Raw genomic sequence first — 21522 nt, 5'->3', positions numbered from 1 at the left:
AAAAAGACCTTACTTTGTCAAATAGTTGCTGTTTTTTATTTGGAAAGCAGTATATTTGGACTCGAATGAATATTACCACTCAAATAAAACAACCCATTTTTAATGAAATGGAACTTTTTGAAAAAAAGTTCTATGAATCGATGACTTCACAGGTGGCTTTGTTGAACAGAATCACTTATTATATCGTCAATAGAAAAGGAAAACAAATGCGTCCGATGTTTGTTTTTCTGACTGCCAAAATGGTTTCTGCAGGAATTGTAAACGAAAGAACCTATCGTGGAGCTTCAGTTATTGAGCTGATTCATACCGCAACGCTAGTTCATGATGATGTGGTAGATGATAGTAATCGCCGAAGAGGTTTTTTCTCTATTAATGCACTTTGGAAAAATAAAATTGCTGTTCTTGTTGGTGATTATTTATTGTCCAAAGGACTATTGCTTTCTATAGACAATGGCGATTTTGATTTATTGAGAATTATTTCCGTAGCCGTTCGCGAAATGAGCGAAGGCGAATTGTTGCAAATCGAAAAAGCCCGAAGACTCGATATTACAGAAGCTATTTATTACGAAATCATCCGAAAAAAAACTGCTACATTAATTGCTGCTTGTTGCGCATTGGGTGCTAAATCAGTTATTGAAGATGAAATTCAAGTGGAGAATATGCGAAAATTTGGCGAACTTATTGGAATGGCTTTTCAGATAAAAGATGATTTGTTTGATTATACTGAAGAAGCCATTGGAAAACCAACAGGAATCGACATCAAGGAGCAAAAAATGACTTTGCCATTGATTCACGTTTTGAATAATTGTACTTCTAAAGAAAAATCCTGGCTGATTAATTCTATCAAGAACCATAACAAAGACAAAAAGCGTGTAAAAGAAGTTATTGCTTTTGTGAAAAACAATAATGGATTGCTTTATGCCGAAAATAAAATGGCTGAATTCCAGCAAGAGGCACTTTTGCTTTTAAATAATTATCCCGAATCAGAGTTTAAAGACGCTTTGATTTTAATGGTGAATTATGTCATCGAAAGAAAAAAATAAATTCTTTTCTTCAGATTTTATAATTTTACAATCTTTAAAATACTTCAATCTTTTAATTTTTTTTCAAATAAATTGATCTCAAAAGCCACCATAGACACCGTTTTCGAAACTGCTCGAGTAGAGGAGGTTATTGGCGATTTTGTACAATTAAAAAGAGCGGGAAGTAATTTCAAAGGATTAAGTCCGTTTTCTGACGAGCGTTCGCCATCATTTATGGTGTCGCCAGCCAAAGGTATTTGGAAAGATTTTAGTTCTGGAAAAGGCGGAAATGCCGTAGCTTTCCTGATGGAACATTCTCATTTTACTTATCCAGAAGCGATACGGTTTTTAGCTAAAAAATATAATATCGAAATTGAGGAAACCGAACAAACGGATGAAGAAAAAGCCAATACAGATGTTCGGGAAAGTATGTATTTGGTTTCTGAATTTGCAAAAGATTATTTTCAAAACACCCTTTTACATTCCGAAGAAGGAAAAGCGATTGGGCTTTCTTATTTCAAAGAAAGAGGTTTTACAGCCGAAACGATAAAGAAATTTGCTTTGGGTTATTCTCCCGAAATTTGGGATGCTTTTACTAAAGAAGCATTAGGGAAAGGCTATAAATTAGAATTTCTAGAAAGTACTGGATTGACCATTCCTAAAGATGATAGACCGTTTGACCGCTTCAAAGGTCGCGTTATGTTTCCGATACAAAGTATGTCAGGACGAGTTTTGGGTTTTGGAGGAAGAATTTTGACCAATGACAAAAAAGCAGCGAAATACCTCAATTCACCTGAAAGCGAAATCTACCACAAAAGCAAAGTTTTGTATGGAATTTTCCAGGCCAAACAAGCTATTGCCAAACAAAATAATTGTTTTTTAGTCGAAGGTTATACCGATGTAATTCAGTTCAATCAAGCGGGCATCGAAAATGTAGTAGCTTCCTCTGGAACGGCTTTGACACCAGATCAAATTCGTTTGATTAATCGATTGACTAAAAACATAACCGTTCTTTTTGATGGTGATGCGGCTGGATTGCGTGCATCTGTTCGAGGAATCGACTTGATTCTAGAGGAAGGAATGAATGTAAAAGTCTGTGCTTTTCCTGACGGAGAAGATCCTGATAGTTTTGCCAAGAAAACACCTTACGAAGAGTTGGTGAAATATTTAGACGAAAATGCTAAAGATTTTATTCAGTTCAAAGCATCTTTATTGATGAATGATGCCAAGAATGACCCTATCAAAAAAGCTGATTTGATTCGGGATATGGTGGTGAGTATTTCTAAAATTCCTGATCGAATTCAACGAGAAATCTACATTCAGGAATGTTCACGAATTATGGATATTTCCGAGCAGGTTTTGGTGAGTACTTTGGCGCAATTGGTTCAAAAAGATGTTGCTGAAGTTGGGAAAAAACAAAAACAAGAGCAAAAAGCTTTTGAGGTTGTGAAAAATGATACACCAGTTCAGGTTCAAAAAATTGATATTCTCTATGGTTTAGAACGAAAAATAATTGAAATCCTTTTGTTGTACGGAAATAAAACAGAGGAATTTGAGGACGTACTTTTAAAAGCCAATGAAGAAGGTGAGATTGTAAATATTACTGAAAAGAAACAGTATAAAGTTTTTCAGCGCATTTATTTGAGTTTGCAAGAAGATGAGGTAGAGTTAGCAAATCCTTTGTTTAGAGATATATTCAATGGTTTGATTAATTATTATTTGCAAAATGAAAGTTTTAATATCGAACAATATTTAATGCACTTGCAACCCGAGTTGGCTCAAGAAGTAACCGATATTTTGATGGAAGACGAAAGAGTTACTTTGCACAATTGGGAAGGGCAAAATATTTTTCCAAAGACTAAAAATGATACCATTAGTCAATATGTTTCGGAAACGATTTTAACCATGAGATGGTATTTGGTCGATCGAATTATCGAAGAAATAAAAGGCTCAATATCATCCGAACCTGGTTCTGATAACATTGAGCCTTTGTCTATGGCAATGGATTATTCGAAACTAATCAACTCTTTTTCTAAAAAATTAGGAAGAGTGATGTCGCGATATAGTAATTAAACTATTTCCAGTGTTTTTGCCTTATTTACCAAATCTACAAGATTGGTAACATTTAATTTTTGCAACAATCTTAATTTGTAAGTACTGATTGTTTTTTCGTTAAGATCTAAAATTTTAGAGATCTCATTGTTTTTCTTACCGTCACTCAAGTAGCGTAAAACTTCTACTTCACGATTGGATAGTTTTCTATACAAACGCTCGCTTTTGTTTTGTTTGGCTATTAAGGCAAGGTTTTTCTTCACCGTTTCATCAATGATAATTTTACCTTGATTTACTTTTATAATTCCTTGACCTAAAGTTTCTAGTTTTTCTTTTTTAGAGATAAAACCAGCAACACCTGCTTTAATGGCGTTTGGAGCGTAAATTTGCTCTGAAAGGTTGCTAAAGATGATGATTTTTGTCTTTGGGAAGTTTTTTAAAATGTTTTTCACTTCAAAAATACTCGAAAGCCCTTCTAATTCTAAATCTAATATTAGAACATCAATCTCCTTGGTAAGTAGAATGTCTCTTACCATCATAAAATTACCCACATTAGCAACTAGCGAAATATCGCTATGATCTTTAAAGTAAGATTTTACTCCAAAGTGTACTACTGGGTGATTATCTGCTAAACATACTTTTATCATAATTTTTAGTTTAGATTTGTTAATCTCTTTGAAAAAACAAAGTTAGTGATTAATTTTTGTAATACACACAAAATCAATAGAAAAATACTACTTATATTTTTCAGGGATTAAACACACTGGAATTGCATTCATTTTATGTTGATTGTTGGTATTCAATCGTTTATAAATTTTAAAAACTTCTTGTTCTCTTGCTGTAAAATTTTCGGCTGTTTTTCCGCTCTCATCTTCTCGCATTGCCCATTCTAACTCGTCATAACTAGCTCCTAATTGATCTTCGTCAGTTCGGTCATCGCCAAATAAACCATCTGTTGGAGAAGCTTCTAGAATAGAAGTCGGTATTTTCAAAAACGCACCCAAAGCATATACATCGGACTTCATTAAATCAGCAATTGGACTCAAATCGACACCTCCATCTCCGTATTTAGTGTAAAAACCAACTCCAAAATCTTCTACTTTATTCCCTGTTCCAGCAACTAAGAGCCCATGAATTCCTGCATAATAATACAGTGTACTCATGCGCAAACGAGCTCGAGTATTGGCTAATGACAAATTTACTTTGTCAATATCTCCTGTGTCAGGAACAACTTTTTTGAATTCTTCAAAAACAGAAGTCAAATCTGATTCAGCATTAATCACGTTTGGAAATCTTTTCTTCAACTGTTCGATGTGTTCACGACCTCGATTCACCTGGCTTGGCGCTTGATGAATAGGCATTTCTACACACAAAGTTGTCAAACCTGTTTGTGCACAAAGTGTTGAGGTTACTGCCGAATCGACTCCGCCTGAAATCCCCACAACAAAACCATTAACTTTTGCGTTTTCAGCATAAGTTTTGAGCCAATTTACAATATGAGAGTTCACTTTTTCAACTTGGACTGTACTTTTTTTAGTCATAATTCTTTGAGTTTATAAAAAGGAGGAATTGTATATTTGCAAAAATAATAATTTTAAACACAGTATTGATTCATTTCAATCGAAGTTAAGCCAACTTTGAGAAGAATTACGAGAAGTGAAATAATTGAGGTTGAAAAAGATAAAAATGAGAAAAATAACTTTTATAATTGCATTAGTAGTTGCGTTTGTTTCTTGTGACCAAAAAACAAAATCAGAAAAAGAAGTTGAATCTATTCCGGTAGCTCTTCAAGTAGAGCGTTTTGATAAACTTTTTTTTGAAACTCCACCAAAGGATTTGAGTAAATTAAAAAAGGAATTTCCATTTTTCTTTCCAGCAGGAAATGACGATAAAGTTTGGTTAGAAAAAATGCAAAATCCACTTTGGAGAGAATTATATACCGAAGTTCAGAAAAAATATTCCAATTTTGAACCACAAAAAGAAGAATTACAAACCCTTTTTAAGCACATAAAATACAATTTTCCTAAAACCAAAACACCAAAAGTAATTACGGTAATCTCTGAAATGGATTATACCAATAAAGTGATTTATACGGATAGTTTGCTGATTATTTCACTGGAATTGTATTTAGGAAAAGAGCATAAATTTTATCAATTTCCCAATTATTTGAAGCAAAATTTCGAGCCAAAACAAATGATGCCAGATGTTGTTTCGAGTTTTGCAGATAGTAAAATTCCGCCTTTGATGGATCATAGTTTGTTAGGTCAAATGATTTATTCGGGTAAAGAATTGTATCTAAAAGACCTGCTAATTCCTGAATATTCCGACGCTGAAAAAATGGGTTATACACCTGAACAAATCAAATGGTGTGAAGAAAACGAAAGCTATATGTGGCGTTATTTTTTGGAAAAAGAAATGCTCTACAGTGCTGATTCAAAATTAGCGAATCGATTTATAAACCCAGCGCCATTTTCTAAATTTTATCTTGAAATTGACAATGAATCACCAGGTAGAGTAGGGGCTTGGATGGGCTGGCAAATGATTCGTTCTTTTGTGAAAAATAACGAGATTCCAATAGAAGAACTATTAAAAATGAATGCTAAAGAACTATTTAAAAAATCTAAATACAAACCCAAAAAATAATGGCAAATACATCAGAAATTAAGTTAAGCATCGAATTAGACGACAATAGAGTTCCCGAAAAATTAATGTGGACGGCATCCGAAGGTGGAATTCATGCTGAAGAATCGAAAGCCTTTATGCTTTCGGTTTGGGATAGCAATGAGAAATCTACAAAGTGTATCGAATTGTGGACCAAAGATATGCCTGTTGACGAAATGAAAGTTTTCTTTCATCAAACGTTAATGTCTATGACCGAAACCTTTCATCGTGCGACTGGCGACGAAAGAATGTCGGCAACCATGAAAGATTTTTGTGATTATTTTGCAGAGAAATTAGAGTTGACGAAATAAGGAAATTCCAAATAAAAAATTCCAAATTCCAAACGAGTGATTGGAATTTGGAATTTTTTATTTGGAATTTATATTTAAAACTCACTATTGTTTTTGAAAACTTCCTGATTTACTTCGTCAATGTATTCTAAAACAATTTCTTTTCCAGTAGATTCTGTAGCTGATGTTACAAAGTATTGAGGCATTTCAGCCCAATTGTTAGCAAACATTTGTTTTTTGTAAGCGGCAATATGCGAATCAATTTTGGTTTTACTAATCTTGTCGGCTTTGGTAAAAATGATGCAAAAAGGAATTTCGCTTTCGCCCATGTACGACATAAATTCTATATCTATTGTTTGGGCTTCGTGGCGAATATCAATCAATACAAAAGCGCAAACCAGTTGTTCTCTTGTTTCGAAATAATCCGTAATAAATTGCTGAAAAACAGCCTTGGTTTTCTTCGAAACTTTGGCATAACCATAACCTGGTAAATCCACAAGAAACCAATTGTTATTGATTTTAAAGTGATTGATTAGTTGCGTTTTTCCTGGTCTTCCGGAGGTTTTTGCTAAATTTTTATGGTTGGTCAACATATTAATCAAAGATGACTTTCCTACATTGGAACGGCCTATAAAAGCATATTCTGGCAAAAAGTCTTTCGGACATTTTTCTACCTCGGAGTTGCTGACGATAAATTCGGCGGTATTAATTTTCATAATTTAACTTAATTAATTCTTTTCAGAAGTCTAATGCGCCTTCAAATGGGTATGTGTCAACCAATCTTCTAATAATCGATTGAATTCTTCTGGATGTTCCATCATAGCGGCATGTCCACATTTATCAATCCAATATAAGGTAGCGTTTGGCAGTAAATCGTTAAACTCTTCAGCAACATTTGGTGGCGTAACACTGTCGTTTTTCCCCCAAATCAAGCAAGTTTGAACGTGCATTTTCGGTAAATCTTTTGCCATATTGTGTCGAATGGCACTTTTGGCAATCGTCAGGGTTTTAATCAATTTGATTCTATCATTTACAGAAGCATAAACTTCATCGACTAATTCTTTGGTTGCCATAGCAGGGTCATAAAATACGGCTTCGGCTTTTTTCTTGATGTATTCGTAATCACCTCTTTTTGGGTAACTATCGCCCATGGCACTTTCGTAAAGTCCCGAGCTTCCTGTTAAAACAAGTCCTGCTACTTTTTCGGGATACATTTTAGTGTGGTATAAGGCAATGTGTCCTCCTAATGAATTTCCTAACAAAATCACTCGGTCAAAACCTTTGAAAGTTATAAAATCTTTTACATATTTAGCAAAAGCTTTTACATTTGTTTTTAAAATGCTTTGTGTATATATTGGCAAATCTGGAATAATAATTTTATACCCTTTTTCAGAAAAATGGGTGGCAACAGCGTCAAAGTTGCTTAATCCGCCCATCAAACCGTGTAAGACAACAATAGGAGTTCCTTCTCCTGCTTCATAATAGCTATATCTGCCTTCTTTCTTAAAGTATTTTTCCATACGTTTTATCGCAATTTTTCTATTGCCACAAAGATAGGTTTTAATAAATCAAAAAAAATTCTTGCTGTCAAATTTTATGGATTTTAGTGTTTTTTGTTAAAAAAGAGTAGAAATGGTTTCTTTGGTCTTCTTTTTACGATTCTTCTTGTTTGTTGTTAATACAAAAAAGCCACAACGTTTACAGTTGTGGCTCTATTTTATCGAGTAGAAAAAATCTCTAATAATCAAAATACCAATTGAACACATCCGAACGAATTCCTAATGAGAACCAAGAGGTATTTTCCTTAAAGGCTGTCAATGTGTTTTGCATTGGATCAAAATTTCTATAAATAAAACTACCAAAGAGTTTCAAATTTGTTACTGGATTAATCAAATATCCTGCTTGAAAATCGGCAATAAGAACATTAGTTTTATTTCCTTGACCTACTTTTACACCAGTATCAGCATAGCGTTCTACGTCATAATCTCTAAAAATAGCACCACCATAATTAGAATTAGCTCCTGAATTTGTAAAATCCAAGCCACGAACACCGTAGGTTATTTTTCCATCGGCAAAAATTCGGCCTTTGTGGTACCTAGCTATTGCGATGAATTCCTTGAAATTCCCACCCCATTGATGACCTATATTTTGATTGGTGTTTGCATAATTAGTCAATGGGTCACTGTGTGAATACAAATACGGACGCACATGATTGTACTCTAACTGCAATAATAAATTATCCACCTGAAAAGCGTTGAAATATTTAACTCCCAATTGGTATCCGAATTTGTTTTTCCAACTATTATTTCCTGCTTTTATGGCTTCTGTAGAAAATTCGTCTATTAAAAATTGACCATAAAGATTCACTTGATTGTTCCACTTGTATTTGTAGGTCAATCCCAAAAGAGCGTTTCCAGTTCTTCCAGATGCTGCAAATTCAACAGCACGATAAAAAATAATTGGATTCACAAAATACATATCAAATCCTCTATCATTGGTATTAGACCAAATCACCGATTCAAAAAGTCCTAAATTGAATTTATTAGAAATATTCCAACTCAAATAATGATTGGCCATGAATTTTTTGGAATAGGTTCTTTCTACAGTAGCTTCTGGACGCACGTCTTTGAGCCACATATAAGTATTGGTGTATTTTATTTTCCAAAAAGTAGTATTGATTTTAAAGTATGGATACGGGCTTGCTCCATCACTTTCTAACAACGAGCGGTATCCATCGCCAATAAAATTTCGACCATAACCCAATTGTAAATTAATCAATTTTGAAGGAGTATAACTCAAGTTTGCCTCTGCCATCGGAAAATCAAAAGCATCGCCTTTAAATTCTTTGGCAATTCCAATTCCTGGAATTATAGCTGGATTACCTCCAGATGGTTTTAAGGTATTCGCATAAGTATTATAATAATTAGCAAATCGTCCTTGGCTTTCAAAAATGGTTGTTGTAAAATTAAGCTGTGTACCTAAACCAGCACTAAAATTGACCCCTCTGGTATTGACAAAAGTATTTTGCTGTTTGTTTCCAGAAGCTGTTCCTACTTGTAAATCGACAATCGGATTGAATACAAACCAGTAATCTTCACCTTTGATTTCGACTAAATTTTCATTCCATAATTTTCGTCCCCACCAACTGGATTTGTTTTTCTTTAGTTTTTCATTTTCGGCAGCAATATCATAATATTTAGCTACTTCGGTATAAGTATAGGGTTTTGATCCAGTGTGATTATTGCTTCCCACTTGATTCATTGAAGCATCAAAATAAGCATAAAAACTATGAGAAAATGGCACATTCAAATTACTTTTGTACTGCGGGTTGTCGAATTTTTGATACGGAATACTGTCTAATTCAGTGAGCTTTTTTGAAACTGTGTTTTTTGTAGTTGCTACTGGAACCTGCTTTTCTTCGGCTAGTTGTTCCGTACTTTTTAGTGGAATGGCAATTGTTATATTGTATTGCGCAAAAGTTGGATTACCATTATAAGTAGAAGGTTTTATTTTAGGAAATTTACCAAAAACTCTTTTGGCTTCTTGAATCAGAGTTTCGTCGGCGGCATTTACATAAATCACTTTGAAACTCCCTTTTTCATCAACTTCGAAAAGCACTTTTACGTTTCCTTGAAAATTATTTTGAGTAAGATTTTCAGGTACTACAAAGTTTTGAAAAACAAAATCCTGCACTTCATTATAGAAGCATTTTTCTAACAAATTGGCTTCTAAATTTTCACAATCAGGGAAAACCGGAAATTTTTCAGGAGAACTTCCTTGCTTTTTTACCGTTGTGTTCACTTCTTGTGCAAAAGCCATCAAAGTGTAAAAAGATAAAAATAAAGTGAGTAGTTCTTTTTTCATAGTTTTTTTGTTTGTTTATTTTGGTTCTGCCACGAAATAAGTGGTTATTTCTGAATGAAGTGATTTGTCAAATTAAAAAAACAAAAACTTAATTTCTTACAATTATTACTCTTTAGATTTTGTTGAGCATCTTTGTCAAAGTTTTGAACTTTGACAAAGATTACTACTGAAAGTTTAAAACTCAAACAAATAATAACAGAACTTTTATTTTGAGTATTTTATGATTTTTACAACGATACTTATGACCCAATTCTTTTGATCTTTAAAATCCAAAATACCGCTTTCTTAATTATATTTTATCTACAACGCCATTGTATTTATTCAACAAAAAAACCAATAATACAACTACTAAAGAACCTGCCACATCAGCAACTACATCCAATACATCTGCATTTCTGGTTACTGTAAAATAACGTTGCATCAACTCGATTAGAATTCCGAAAAAGAATGATAAAACCAATGATAATAATAATGGTCTATAACTATTGACACTATTCAATTTCTTTTTTAAAAACAAAAACCAAAGTGCTGTAAACACAAAATGAAAACCGGCGTGAATCACTTTGTCAAAGTTAGGGACAGCAATTTGCCTAATTTTATTTGCGTTTATCAAACAAAAAAACAAGATTACACCTGTCCAAAATAGCGCTGCGCAGAAAAATATTTTTTTAAGCACCTATCAGTTCTTTGTATGCTTCATCAGAAAGCAAGGTTTCGATTTCAGCTGGATCAGCGATTTTTACTTTAATCATCCAACCTGCTCCATAAGGATCAGTATTTACATTTTCGGGAGTGCTTTCTAATTCTTCGTTAAAGGCAAAAATTTCACCCGTTAGTGGAAGAAACAAATCAGAAACGGTTTTTACTGCCTCAACAGTTCCAAAAACTTCGTCTTTTTCTAAAGTTTGATCTAAAGTTTCTACTTCAACATACACAATATCTCCTAACTCTTTTTGTGCAAAATGAGTGATTCCTATTGTGGCTATATCGCCTTCAATACTTACCCATTCGTGATCTTTTGTGTACTTTAAATTTGCTGGGATGCTCATAATAATTTTAGATTTTAGAACTCCAATTTTGGAATTCTGGTTTTATATTTAATATTTTTCAAAAGTATTATTTCTAACTTTAATAGCAGAACGATTGGCATAAAATTTCATTAATTTCCAAAATTATATCGTAGTGTGAATCCAGAACGAATATTAGTCAACGGAAATGAGGTTGAAATCACTGCTTGAGAAAAAGCATGATCGTAATAGAAAATAGCCGTTAGGTTTTTGCTAAACGAATAATCGGCAGTTAATTTCAGCGACCAAACATTTTGTCCGCCAGCCAATTGATTGTTGTCATAATCTAAATAACGCACAATAGTTTGATTGTTTCTATATGACATATCGGCTCTTAAAATGACATCACTTTTGATAATTCCTGTAGGATTATCAGCTAGTCTGGAGGAGAAAACCACATCTTTAATTCGATACCCCATTCCTACTATATATTCGATTCCTTTTACTTCGGTCAATAAATTATTGTCAAAACTCATCGATAAAGCTCGGTCTTTCTTTACTTCAGTCAGGATTTTCAATGAATTTATCAATTCAAAATCCACTCGGATTAATGGATTAAATTGTTCTACCAAATTGACATTAGACATGATGGTTTTGTTCAAAAAGTTACCGCTTGCATCCACTCCGCCTGGTTCCTTATCAAATTCAAAATTTGATCTAAAATTATTAACAGTATAGGAAGCTCTATAGTTTTGTTGCAATGAGAAACGCTTAAAATTCTTTTTGAAAAAAGCATAACGCATCAAACCATTGTATTTTATAGACCAGTTTGGTATTGGAATATTCTTGAAAATTCCAAGCGAAGTGCTTGAAGCATCGCCACCTGAATAAGCGGCTAAAAAGGCTGGTAATAATACGGCTTGATTGTTTTTTCCAAATCCAATTGGATATCCTTCGGCATCGATATTGCCAGGGTTTGTAATATCAATTCCTCTAGCTGTAGCTAATCTATTAGCGACTATTAGTCTATTAGTTCTAAAATCGTCAAATGCTGTTGAACTAAATTCGTCACTTGCAGAAAATGCCGTTTTAATCATAACAGTCGAAATGGAGAAATTGCCATAACTATAAGGTGATCTTGGATTATAGATACCATTAGTACTAACATCATATTGTTCGGAATAATTATCAGAAAGCGATCTATCCAACGTCAAATCAATTTTAAAATCAGGAAACAAATCGATATTGGCTGTCGTTTTAAACACTTCATTTGTTACTTGTGTAAAATTCTGGTTGTATTCCTGATAAGTAGTCAACCAACCGTTTCTGGCGGCTTCGTACCTTACATCATCCTGGCTACCAAAAATAAATCCAAGTGTAGGTTTTGACGAACCGAAGAATCCCAAACTAGGTGTGTATCCTGGCAGAACAGTTCCGCTGTTTTTAATATAACTCGCCTGAATATTTTTCACACTGGTCAAAACACCAATCAAACCATTCATAAAAGTATTTTCTTTTGCTACAGCAACATTGGTATTGGCAATTTTCTCTCCTGGTTTTGGCAACGCAGTTTTGGGCTTGGCTTTCAATTGAGACGTTTTGGTCAACCCGATATACTTATAGAAAGTATCCATAGAAAACGTGGCATTCAAAGTATGAGATGCAGCATTTTGAACCGTGTTTCCTAAATCATAAGTCGTTCCGTCTGTTGCTGTGTAACTCGACAATGCAATTGAAGCTCTTTGCCAACTGTAATCTCCCGTATAAGAATAATTGGCTTTGATAAAACTAAATACGGGTATTTTATCTATTGGAATCTGATAATTCACGACCAACTGTTGCATGTGTTGGTTAGCAGTACCTACATCTAAATAACTGTCCCAAATAGTAAAACTATCAATTGGCTCATTGAACTCGTTCATGTAGTTTTTTACAATATTAGTCGATGAAGCAGTGTAGTTTAATTTTAATGATTTGGTTAAATTATAATTAAAACCATATTGATAGTTAAAAGCAAAATTCCTTCTGTACAAAGGATCAATTCCAATTCCCTCAACCTCTACTTGGCGAAATTGCTGGCGGTTGTATTGTCTATTAATATTGGTATTAAAATTAATACTAGAAGGCAAATAATTAAAGTTGAAATCGCTCAACAACTTCCAGTAACTGCTTTTCTTCATGAATTTTGTTTTCTTGAAAGGCTCTACTGTTTTCGGTTGAAAGCTATAAGCATAATCCACAGCAGTATTGGATTGTTGATCTACATAATCTTCTATTTCATAGTCGTGACGTTCTACCTCATTATATGATTGCGATAGCGTAAAGTTTTCAGGATCATAAACATGTGGTTTTTGTTCTTCACCTCTTTCTTTTCTTACTCCAATAAAATTGATGCTTCTTCTTTTGGTATAATCTACAGCTCTATTGGTGATATTAGCTCTTTCAGCAGCATCAGTAGTATTATCCAATAACTGTTTTAATCGAATATCTTGGTTAAAAGGATCGTATTCTGGAGTAATCGTTTCTTCGGCAATAGCATAATTGAACGGCAAAGTAATTCTCCATTTTGGAGGCAATAATTTACCCAAACTCAAATTAGTAACAATATTGTATTGCTTTACATCTTCACGACTTCTTTCGTTTGGTCCTTCTTCTAATGCGCCAAAACCAATCGTACTCATTCGACCTGTAGCAGAAATGGTTGCAAAATCAGCTAGGTTGGTATCCACATTCAACACTGCTGCCATACCGCCGCTATTATCCATATCGGCAACACGTAATTCGTTGAACCAAACTTCCCCTTTGGTGTCTTGATGATCGGCATCACTTTTGACCCCTAACATCAAGTTCCGAATCAATCCGAAATTAGGATTTCCTTTGATACCCAATCTTAATTTATTTACTTTTCCAGACAAAGAAGGGTCTAATTCATCTTCGTTTTGATAATAAATTCCATCGGCCGGTAACGAGCTTGGATCTATTTTTTTGGATAAGATTTTTAATTGTGTTAATAATGCCAATGAAATATCGATTTCATTTTCTACTGGCCAAACTGTTTCTGCACTCAATTTAGCACAATTGGCACCAGGTGAAGTCACCTTTAAAGGAATTTCAATTTGATAAAAGTTTTGGGTAAAGTCATTCCCAAAACGGATGAAACCAATCATTTGATCATCGCTTAATGCAATTTCGCCTGGCAAAGATTCGGCATGTAAAAACATCTTCAGTTTTTTGAATTGACGAATATCCACACTCACATTTTTGAAAACAGCTCTTGAATCTTCTGGTTCTAATCCGTCGCCTGAAACTCTCAAAGACAAGGATTGTTCATTTTGATCGATAACCGTATTATTGTTATACAATTGTTCTTGTCGTACACCCGGTGGAACTACATAATTAATAGGACATCTATCGTCGTTTTCTTGAAGATTTACCGCCAATACATCTAAATTAGTTCCATCATCATCTATAATCAAATCATTCGGATCTAATGAACTGGTGTATCGTCTCCAATCACCTCTGACTAAATCTAATGAACCAAAACGCAAGGTGATTTCCTCATCAAAATCAGTCATGAACATTCTCATAAAACGGATGGATCTAAAATCAGAGATATTTCCAATGGTATTGTCAGGTTGAGCTATAGGAATCTTAAATTGAATCCATCTGGCATTAGTAACCGCTCCGTTGTCCATGGTTACTTGTGTATTTCTAACATCGGTAATGTAGTTTTGACCAACATCCATGTTAGGCCTCATATCAATACTATATTCATAATACGCATTGATGGTATTCATGGTGTTATCTCTATTAATATCTTCCACATCTGGAAGAGAAGTAGAAGCTCTATTGGCATCATTTATGTTCACCGCTGAATTCCCTTCGAGCCCATTATAATTTTTATATCTATTTATAACACTTCCAGAAGTATTCAAGAAATAAGTATAATTATCGGCAGCTGGATCGGGTTCGGATGCAAAGTTGTTATAAATTGCTCCCTCTCTTGAACTTGGCAAACCATCTAAACCAACATCTTGATTAGTACGATTAGTAGTATCGGTATCAAAAGCATAAATCAACGATTGCGAAGCAGGAACATCTCCCCATTGTGGTTGTGGATTGACCATGATTTGATCTGCTCCCAATCCGTTTTCGTATTGCTTTCTACCATCTTTCAAGACATCTTCTGAAATTTCTCCAAGATTGAAATAAATTTTCCCAGTATTGGTTGGGGTAACTTGTCCAGCTCCTACATACGGATCCAATACCCAAAACTGAATGTATTCTACGTTTCCTTGTTCGAAATTGGTTGAATTTAAAGATCGCATAATTCCTCCAAAATTATCTTTAGGAGCTGTAGCAAAACTCGAATTATTGTTATAAGGCCCTCTTTCTCTTGGGAAATAAGTCAAGTCCAAGGTGTTTATGACCTGTGTTTGTCCGGCTGCAATATCCGTAAGCGGATACAATTCTTGGCTGAAAATTCTTCGAGTACTATTCAAAGATAAATCGTCATTTGAAATTCCCGATGGTTTTTGAGTATAAAATACAGGATCAATGGTGTACCAAGCTAATTTAGCTCTCTTGAAACCATAAGTCAAATCATTGGCAGCACCATTAAATTCATAATCTGTAGGCTCTTTAGCATTTAGATTGGTTGGTGTAGAAGCCAAGCTCCAAGCATAAGCCGAACGCATATCGATGGTAGATTGTGACCCTTCAAAATCATCTACATAAATAGTAGATTCTCCTTGAAAAGCATTTCCTTTTGGTGCTTCTGGTTTCAAAAAAGCGACTTCACCACGTACCGAAATATTAGACGGTACATCTGTATCCATATTCGGTAATTTATTGACCAATCGAGTTAAAAAAGGAACTTCGGATGAAAAATTAGTATTGAATCCAAAAATATTATTATTTACTGATTCCTGTCCAAAGCTTGATTTTTGAGTAAATGGTCTTTCATTCAATTTCAAAAACGTAGCTCCCACCATAAACTTATCGGTGATTTGGTGTTCTACATTAATTCCGAAAAAGCGTTTGGTTTGTTGTCCGAAAATTGAATTGTTTTCCAAAGACACACTAATTGGTGTATTCGATGCTTGCAATGATGGGTCTAGAATTTGCACTCTTCCCAATTGATAATTCACGCTATAATCGATTCCTTCTACTAAAACTCTTCCTCCAGCCGTAACGACTACCGAACCTCTAGGTACGTTGAATGCCCCAATTGGAATTCCGTCGCCACCAGAAGATTTGTATTTTCCTCGCAAAAGGAATTTGTTTTTATCACTGTCTTGCAATGCTTTGGCCTGTGTCTCGGCATACATATTTTGGAACACGTATTTCCTTTGATTGGCGTTATAGGAACTTGGATTTTTATAATCTTCTCCTCCAATAGACAATTTAGAAAACAATAATTCTCCAAAAGGTTCTTTGGTAGTGAATATAATGCGACCGTTTTGAGTATCAACAGTCATTCCTTGCATAAAATCGAAGAAACCATCACCGCCAGTTTGAGGGTCATTGTTGAAATTCAATTTGTCTAAATTGAAGACTTTCAACAAAGGGGTTTCCGCAACTTCATTTCCAGCAGTTGGATTCGAAGGAAAATCACTTCCTAATACTGGCGTGATATAATTGATTGGCGAAGGATCAGTGTAAAGAATGTTGAATCTGAAATTTTCTTGTGTCAACTGATAGGCTCCTGGGATTTGATAAATATTTTTCATCATCAAATTCCACACTGGATTTTTAACATTGGTCAAGTTGCTTTTTAGCATTTTCAACACTAAACTTTGTGAAATAACAGCTTGGTCTGCTGGCGTAGTTCCTGTTACAACCGTTGCATCTACACCGTCATTTCCAAATTCCCCCACTTGATATACTTGGTCACCAATAGTGTATTGGTATGCAACTGCAAGAACTTCGTCATTAGCCAATCTTTGTTGCAAGGAAATATATCCTAATTGCGGATGAAATGTATATTCGGCAGCAGTTAATTTTCTGGCATTTTCTAATTTCGAATAATCTGCTCCTTCGCTAACCGTAGTGTTAAAACCAGAACCAGAAGTAGCAATTTCACGAATGTTATTGTTTAATAAACTGCCTGCTTGACCTATTTTTGTGGGATCATATTTATTATTGGAGTTATCTGCAGGAGAGTCTGGAGCATTATTAAACATTCCTGCCGAAGGGTTTAAAACTACCACTTCGCTATCTTGCAATCCAGTTAATTGCGCTTCTCCTAAATCCTGTAATGCTATAACATTTCGTAGGTTGTTACCTGTAGTTGCATTGACACGATTTTGTTTGTTGGTTACCCATATTTCCAATCTTGAAATCTGAACTCTACTATCAATAAAAGGATAACCTCTTAAAGCGGAATCGTATTTATTTCTGAAATATTGCGAAAGAAAGAAGTGTCGGTCGCTATCATAATCCAAGGCAAACATTTCAAAATCCTGAATCGTTCCTCCTCCTTCGGCAACAACGGTTTTAGTCTGTGATTTTTGTTCTGAAAAAACGCCTGTTATGGATGTTTTGCCAAATTGCAATTTCGTTTTTACTCCAAATAAACTTTGAGGGCCTCTGATTAAAGAGCTATTCAAAGGCATATTTACGTTTCCGACTTCAATTTTTTGAATAATATCGTCTTCGGTTGGTGTATATTCTAGTTTGATTAAATTTTGAAAAGCAAAAGTAGATTGGGTATCATAATTGACATTAACTCCTAATCGAGTTCCTACTTTTCCCATCAAACTCATGCTAATTCTTTGATTGAAATCGAAAGCAGTTGTAGATCGATTTCTAGGCGAAAATGCGGGATTATCTTGCTTGGTATAACGAACACCAAAATCCATTTCGACAGAACCTGTTGGCTTTACATCAATGGTATTGCTTCCGAAAATAGTTTCAAAAAGTCCTGATTTTACGTAATATCTGGGTAATAAATCTTTTTTAGCCTCTTCACTTCCGTCTTTTTTTCCTTCGATAGCGTCTAATTTCTGTTTGAAATAATTGCGCATCGCAATCTTTCTAGCTAAATCTTCGTATTCTTTTGGACTTAAAATGGCAGGATAATCAGTTGGAAATCCGTCCACAGTTTTAGCATAAACATACATTCCAGTAACAGGATCATAAGTATAAGATTTAAGAATACTTTGCGGGTCTTTGACTTGAATTTTACCAGTAGAATATCCTGTCTTTGTGGTGTCCTGAACCACTGGTTCTACTTGGGCTTGTGACACAAATCCGCCAAACACAACCAACAGTAGGGTATAATATTTACGCACGAATTGGTTTCTTTTAAAATATTGTATTTTCAACTTTTATAAGTTTTTTAAAGCTTGCTTAATAATATATTCAACCGAACTCTCTGGAGCTTCTTTGACAATTCTTTCTACCACTTTTTCGGAAGTTTTGCGAACAAATCCTAATACCTCCAAGGCAGATAACGCTTCATCTCGATTTGTATTGCTTTGCGACATCGAAACTTCGTCTATATCATAGAGTTTTAACATTTTTTCTTTCAAATCCAGTATTACTCTTTGAGCCGTTTTAACTCCTATTCCTTTTATAGACTGAATCGTAACCACGTCTCCAGAACCAATAGCATTGGCAATTTGTTTGGGATCTAATGAGGATAGCATCGTTCGAGCGATACTGGCTCCAATTCCAGAGACAGAAAGTAATAATCTAAAAATTTCTCTCTCGGATTTTTCTACAAAACCAAATAAGGTATGTGCATCTTCCTTAATTTGAAGATGGGTAAATAATTTAATAAAATCAGTATTGGGAAGTAAAGAATAGGTATGCAACGAAATATTCACATGGTACCCAACTCCGCCACAATCAATAACCACTTGTGTAGGTGATTTTTCTACTAATTTTCCCTGTAAATGTGCTATCATCGCTAAATTTTAAATCGTCCAAATATAACAAAACTTCTATAAACTATTATTTAATTTATAGAAGTCCAAGGTATTCGCTTTAAAAAATTACCGCAGATTCGCAGATTTTAAAAATAAATCAGAACTGTTTCATTGCACTAATTGAAAAATCGGCGTTAATTTTATCTAATTTATGTTGTGAGAATCAGCGAATCAGCGGTGTTTTTTTATTTAAAATTTCTTCGGTTTTAAAAGCGAATGCTCAATAAAAGTGCTGTTATTGGGAAATTATTTTTTAGATTTTATTTTTTCTCTTTTCTTTTTCTTGTGCGTCAATCACTGCAATTGCTGCCATATTAACCATTTCTTCTACACTTGCTCCTAACTGAAAGATATGAACAGGTTTTCCCATTCCTAACATTATTGGCCCAATAGAATCCACATTATTCAATTCTTTCAAGAGTTTATAGGTAATATTAGCCGATTCCAAATTCGGAAAAATCAAGGTATTCACTTTTTTTCCTGCTAATTTAGAGAACGGAAATTTGGCTTTTAGCATTTCTGGATTCAACGCAAAATCAGCTTGAAGTTCACCATCAATAATCATATCAGGATGGTTTTTATGCAAATAAGCAACTGCTTCTCTAACTTTTGCAGCACTAACATTGGTCGAAGAACCAAAATTAGAGAATGAAATCATCGCAATTACAGGTGTAATTCCAAACATTTTGGCTGCATTTGCTGTCATAATTGCAATTTTAGCTAAATCTTCTGCCGATGGATTGATGTTAATTGCGGTATCTGACAAGAACATTGGCCCACGGCTGGTTAGCATCATATTCGTTGTAGCTACTAGTGAAACACCCGGTGCTCTTTCGATAAGTTGCAACATGGGTTTTACTACCGATGGATAACTTCTGGAATAACCCGTTACAATAGCATCGGCCTCTCCTTCATTGACCATCATTGCGCCAAAATAATTGCGCTCTCGCATTAAACTTTGAGCATCATATAATGAAATCCCAGCTCTTTGTCTGGTTTTCCAATAGGCTTTAGCAAATTTATTTCTTCGAGTTTCTTCTTCAGAAGTTTTAGGGTCTATAATTTCCACTTCAGCATCAAAACCGAGTTCTTTTTTGAGTTCCAAGATGATTTTTTTGTTTCCTAATAAAACAGGAAAACCAATTCCTTCTTCCGAAACAATTTGAGCAGCTTTCAATACATCCAAATGTTCTGCTTCAGGGAACACAATTTTTTTAGGATCATCTTTGGCTCTGTTGGCTATCAATCGCACCATTTTATTGTCTGATCCCATTCGTTCTAGGAGCTCTTCTTCGTATTTATTCCAATCCTGAATAGGGTTTAATGCTACGCCAGAATCCATAGCGGCTTTTGCTACAGCGGGAGCCACAACGGTTATTAATCGAGGATCAAATGGCGATGGAATAATGTATTCACGACCAAAAGTCAACTTCGTAGCGCCATAAGCAATATTCACCTGCTCTGGAACGCTTTCTTTTGCCAAGGCTGCCAAAGCTCTAACGGCAGCCATTTTCATAGCTTCGTTAATTTTGGTAGCTCGGACATCTAATGCGCCTCGGAAAATATAAGGAAAACCAAGAACATTATTCACTTGATTAGGATGGTCGGAACGACCAGTTGCCATAATCACATCTTTTCGAGTAGAAATAGCTAGGTTGTAAGCAATTTCTGGATTTGGATTTGCCATAGCAAAAACAATTGGATTATCCGCCATAGACAAAAGCATTTCCGCTGACATGATATCGCCTGATGACAATCCCAAGAAAATATCGGCACCAACCAAGGCTTCTTCCAAAGTCATAGATGGCTTGTCAACAGCATATTTTTGTTGCAAATCAGATAAAGCTGGATTGCCTTTCGTCAAAAGTCCTTTACTATTGAACATCAAAATATTTTCTAGCTTAACACCCAATAAAATATACATATCCGCACAAGCCAATGCCGCAGAACCTGCTCCTGAAACGACCATTTTCAAATCTTCGGCTTTCTTGCCTGCTAATTCCAAAGCATTCAACAATGCAGCCGATGAAATAATAGCTGTTCCGTGTTGATCGTCGTGCATTACTGGAATATTCAATTCTTCGACCAAGCGTCTTTCTATTTCGAAAGATTCTGGTGCTTTAATGTCTTCTAGATTAATTCCTCCAAAAGTAGGAGCTATATTTTTAACAGTTTGAATAAATTCTTCAACATCTTTGGTTTGAATTTCAATATCGAATACATCAATTCCTCCAAAGATTTTAAACAGTAATCCTTTTCCTTCCATTACTGGTTTTCCTGCTTCAGGTCCAATATCTCCTAGTCCTAAAACCGCAGTTCCATTGGATATTACAGCTACTAAATTTCCTTTTGAGGTGTATTTGTAAACATTGTTGATGTCTTTGGCAATTTCCAAACATGGCTCGGCAACACCTGGCGAATACGCCAAAGATAAATCACGTTGTGTAGCGTGTTTTTTGGTTGGAACTACTTGAATTTTACCCGGAGTAGGTTTGGCATGATATAATAATGCTTCTCTTCTTTTACTGTTCTTGTCCATTGTTTTCAGATTTTTTCAATCCTACAAAGATAGAAGTCTTGTTTTAAAAAGGAAGTTTTTATAGCATTCATTTACAAAAAAATAACCCGTTGGGTGTAATTCAAATTTTTTGATTTTTAAAAACATAGAAACATAGATTTTGTAAATTTTGAA

The 21522-nt window shown here is 34.6% G+C and carries 14 protein-coding genes; 4 read left to right on the top strand and 10 right to left on the bottom strand.

Annotated elements, in window-relative coordinates; genetic code table 11:
- The first annotated feature begins 65 nt into the window (after positions 1-65).
- Positions 66-1043 (top strand): polyprenyl synthetase family protein, encoded by a 978-nt coding sequence (locus tag OZP15_RS14760; protein ID WP_269226237.1) that lies wholly within the window; start codon positions 66-68, stop codon positions 1041-1043.
- Between the two features lie 72 nt (positions 1044-1115).
- Positions 1116-3095, top strand: a complete 1980-nt coding sequence (dnaG, locus tag OZP15_RS14755) for a DNA primase (RefSeq protein WP_269226236.1) — start codon at positions 1116-1118, stop codon at positions 3093-3095.
- Here dnaG and OZP15_RS14750 read toward each other — a convergent pair.
- A complete protein-coding gene (locus OZP15_RS14750; RefSeq protein ID WP_269226235.1) occupies positions 3092-3721 on the bottom strand; it encodes a response regulator transcription factor in 630 nt (209 codons plus the stop codon). The genes dnaG and OZP15_RS14750 overlap by 4 nt on opposite strands.
- 87 nt (positions 3722-3808) lie before the next feature.
- Positions 3809-4615, bottom strand: a complete 807-nt coding sequence (gene nadE / locus OZP15_RS14745) for an NAD(+) synthase (protein WP_281336518.1) — start codon at positions 4613-4615, stop codon at positions 3809-3811.
- A gap of 145 nt (positions 4616-4760) precedes the next feature.
- On the opposite strand from nadE, the gene gldB reads away from it, so the two are divergent.
- On the top strand, positions 4761-5717 hold the full coding sequence (gene gldB, locus OZP15_RS14740; RefSeq protein ID WP_281336517.1) for a gliding motility lipoprotein GldB: 957 nt from the start codon (positions 4761-4763) through the stop codon (positions 5715-5717).
- A complete protein-coding gene (gldC, locus tag OZP15_RS14735) occupies positions 5717-6046 on the top strand; it encodes a gliding motility protein GldC (protein ID WP_269226234.1) in 330 nt (109 codons plus the stop codon). The genes gldB and gldC overlap by 1 nt, the downstream gene beginning before the upstream one ends.
- Positions 6047-6120: 74 nt before the next feature.
- On the opposite strand, the gene yihA is transcribed toward gldC, so the two are convergent.
- The 8 genes from yihA to OZP15_RS14695 form a co-directional block, all read right to left on the bottom strand.
- The gene (gene yihA, locus OZP15_RS14730) at positions 6121-6741 is read right to left on the bottom strand and encodes a ribosome biogenesis GTP-binding protein YihA/YsxC (protein ID WP_281336516.1); all 621 of its coding nucleotides are present in this window, start codon (positions 6739-6741) and stop codon (positions 6121-6123) included.
- A gap of 30 nt (positions 6742-6771) precedes the next feature.
- Entirely contained in the window at positions 6772-7545 is a 774-nt protein-coding gene (locus OZP15_RS14725; RefSeq protein WP_269226233.1) for an alpha/beta fold hydrolase, read from the bottom strand.
- A 217-nt stretch (positions 7546-7762) separates the two neighbouring features.
- Complete coding sequence (locus OZP15_RS14720; RefSeq protein WP_269226232.1) at positions 7763-9889, bottom strand: energy transducer TonB; 2127 nt, start codon at positions 9887-9889, stop codon at positions 7763-7765.
- A 289-nt stretch (positions 9890-10178) separates the two neighbouring features.
- Entirely contained in the window at positions 10179-10565 is a 387-nt protein-coding gene (locus tag OZP15_RS14715) for a VanZ family protein (RefSeq protein ID WP_269226231.1), read from the bottom strand.
- Positions 10558-10938: a glycine cleavage system protein GcvH gene (gene gcvH / locus OZP15_RS14710; RefSeq protein ID WP_269226230.1), complete on the bottom strand. Its 381-nt coding sequence runs from the start codon at positions 10936-10938 to the stop codon at positions 10558-10560. The genes OZP15_RS14715 and gcvH overlap by 8 nt, the downstream gene beginning before the upstream one ends.
- A gap of 110 nt (positions 10939-11048) precedes the next feature.
- On the bottom strand, positions 11049-18191 hold the full coding sequence (sov, locus tag OZP15_RS14705) for a T9SS outer membrane translocon Sov/SprA (protein WP_281337493.1): 7143 nt from the start codon (positions 18189-18191) through the stop codon (positions 11049-11051).
- 36 nt (positions 18192-18227) lie between these two features.
- Positions 18228-18809: a Holliday junction branch migration protein RuvA gene (ruvA, locus tag OZP15_RS14700; RefSeq protein WP_269226229.1), complete on the bottom strand. Its 582-nt coding sequence runs from the start codon at positions 18807-18809 to the stop codon at positions 18228-18230.
- A gap of 274 nt (positions 18810-19083) precedes the next feature.
- On the bottom strand, positions 19084-21369 hold the full coding sequence (locus tag OZP15_RS14695; RefSeq protein ID WP_281336515.1) for an NADP-dependent malic enzyme: 2286 nt from the start codon (positions 21367-21369) through the stop codon (positions 19084-19086).
- Positions 21370-21522 lie beyond the last annotated feature (153 nt).

Source organism: Flavobacterium eburneipallidum (assembly GCF_027111355.2).
Taxonomy (GTDB): domain Bacteria; phylum Bacteroidota; class Bacteroidia; order Flavobacteriales; family Flavobacteriaceae; genus Flavobacterium; species Flavobacterium eburneipallidum.
This window is presented reverse-complemented; position numbering and strand designations above follow the sequence as displayed.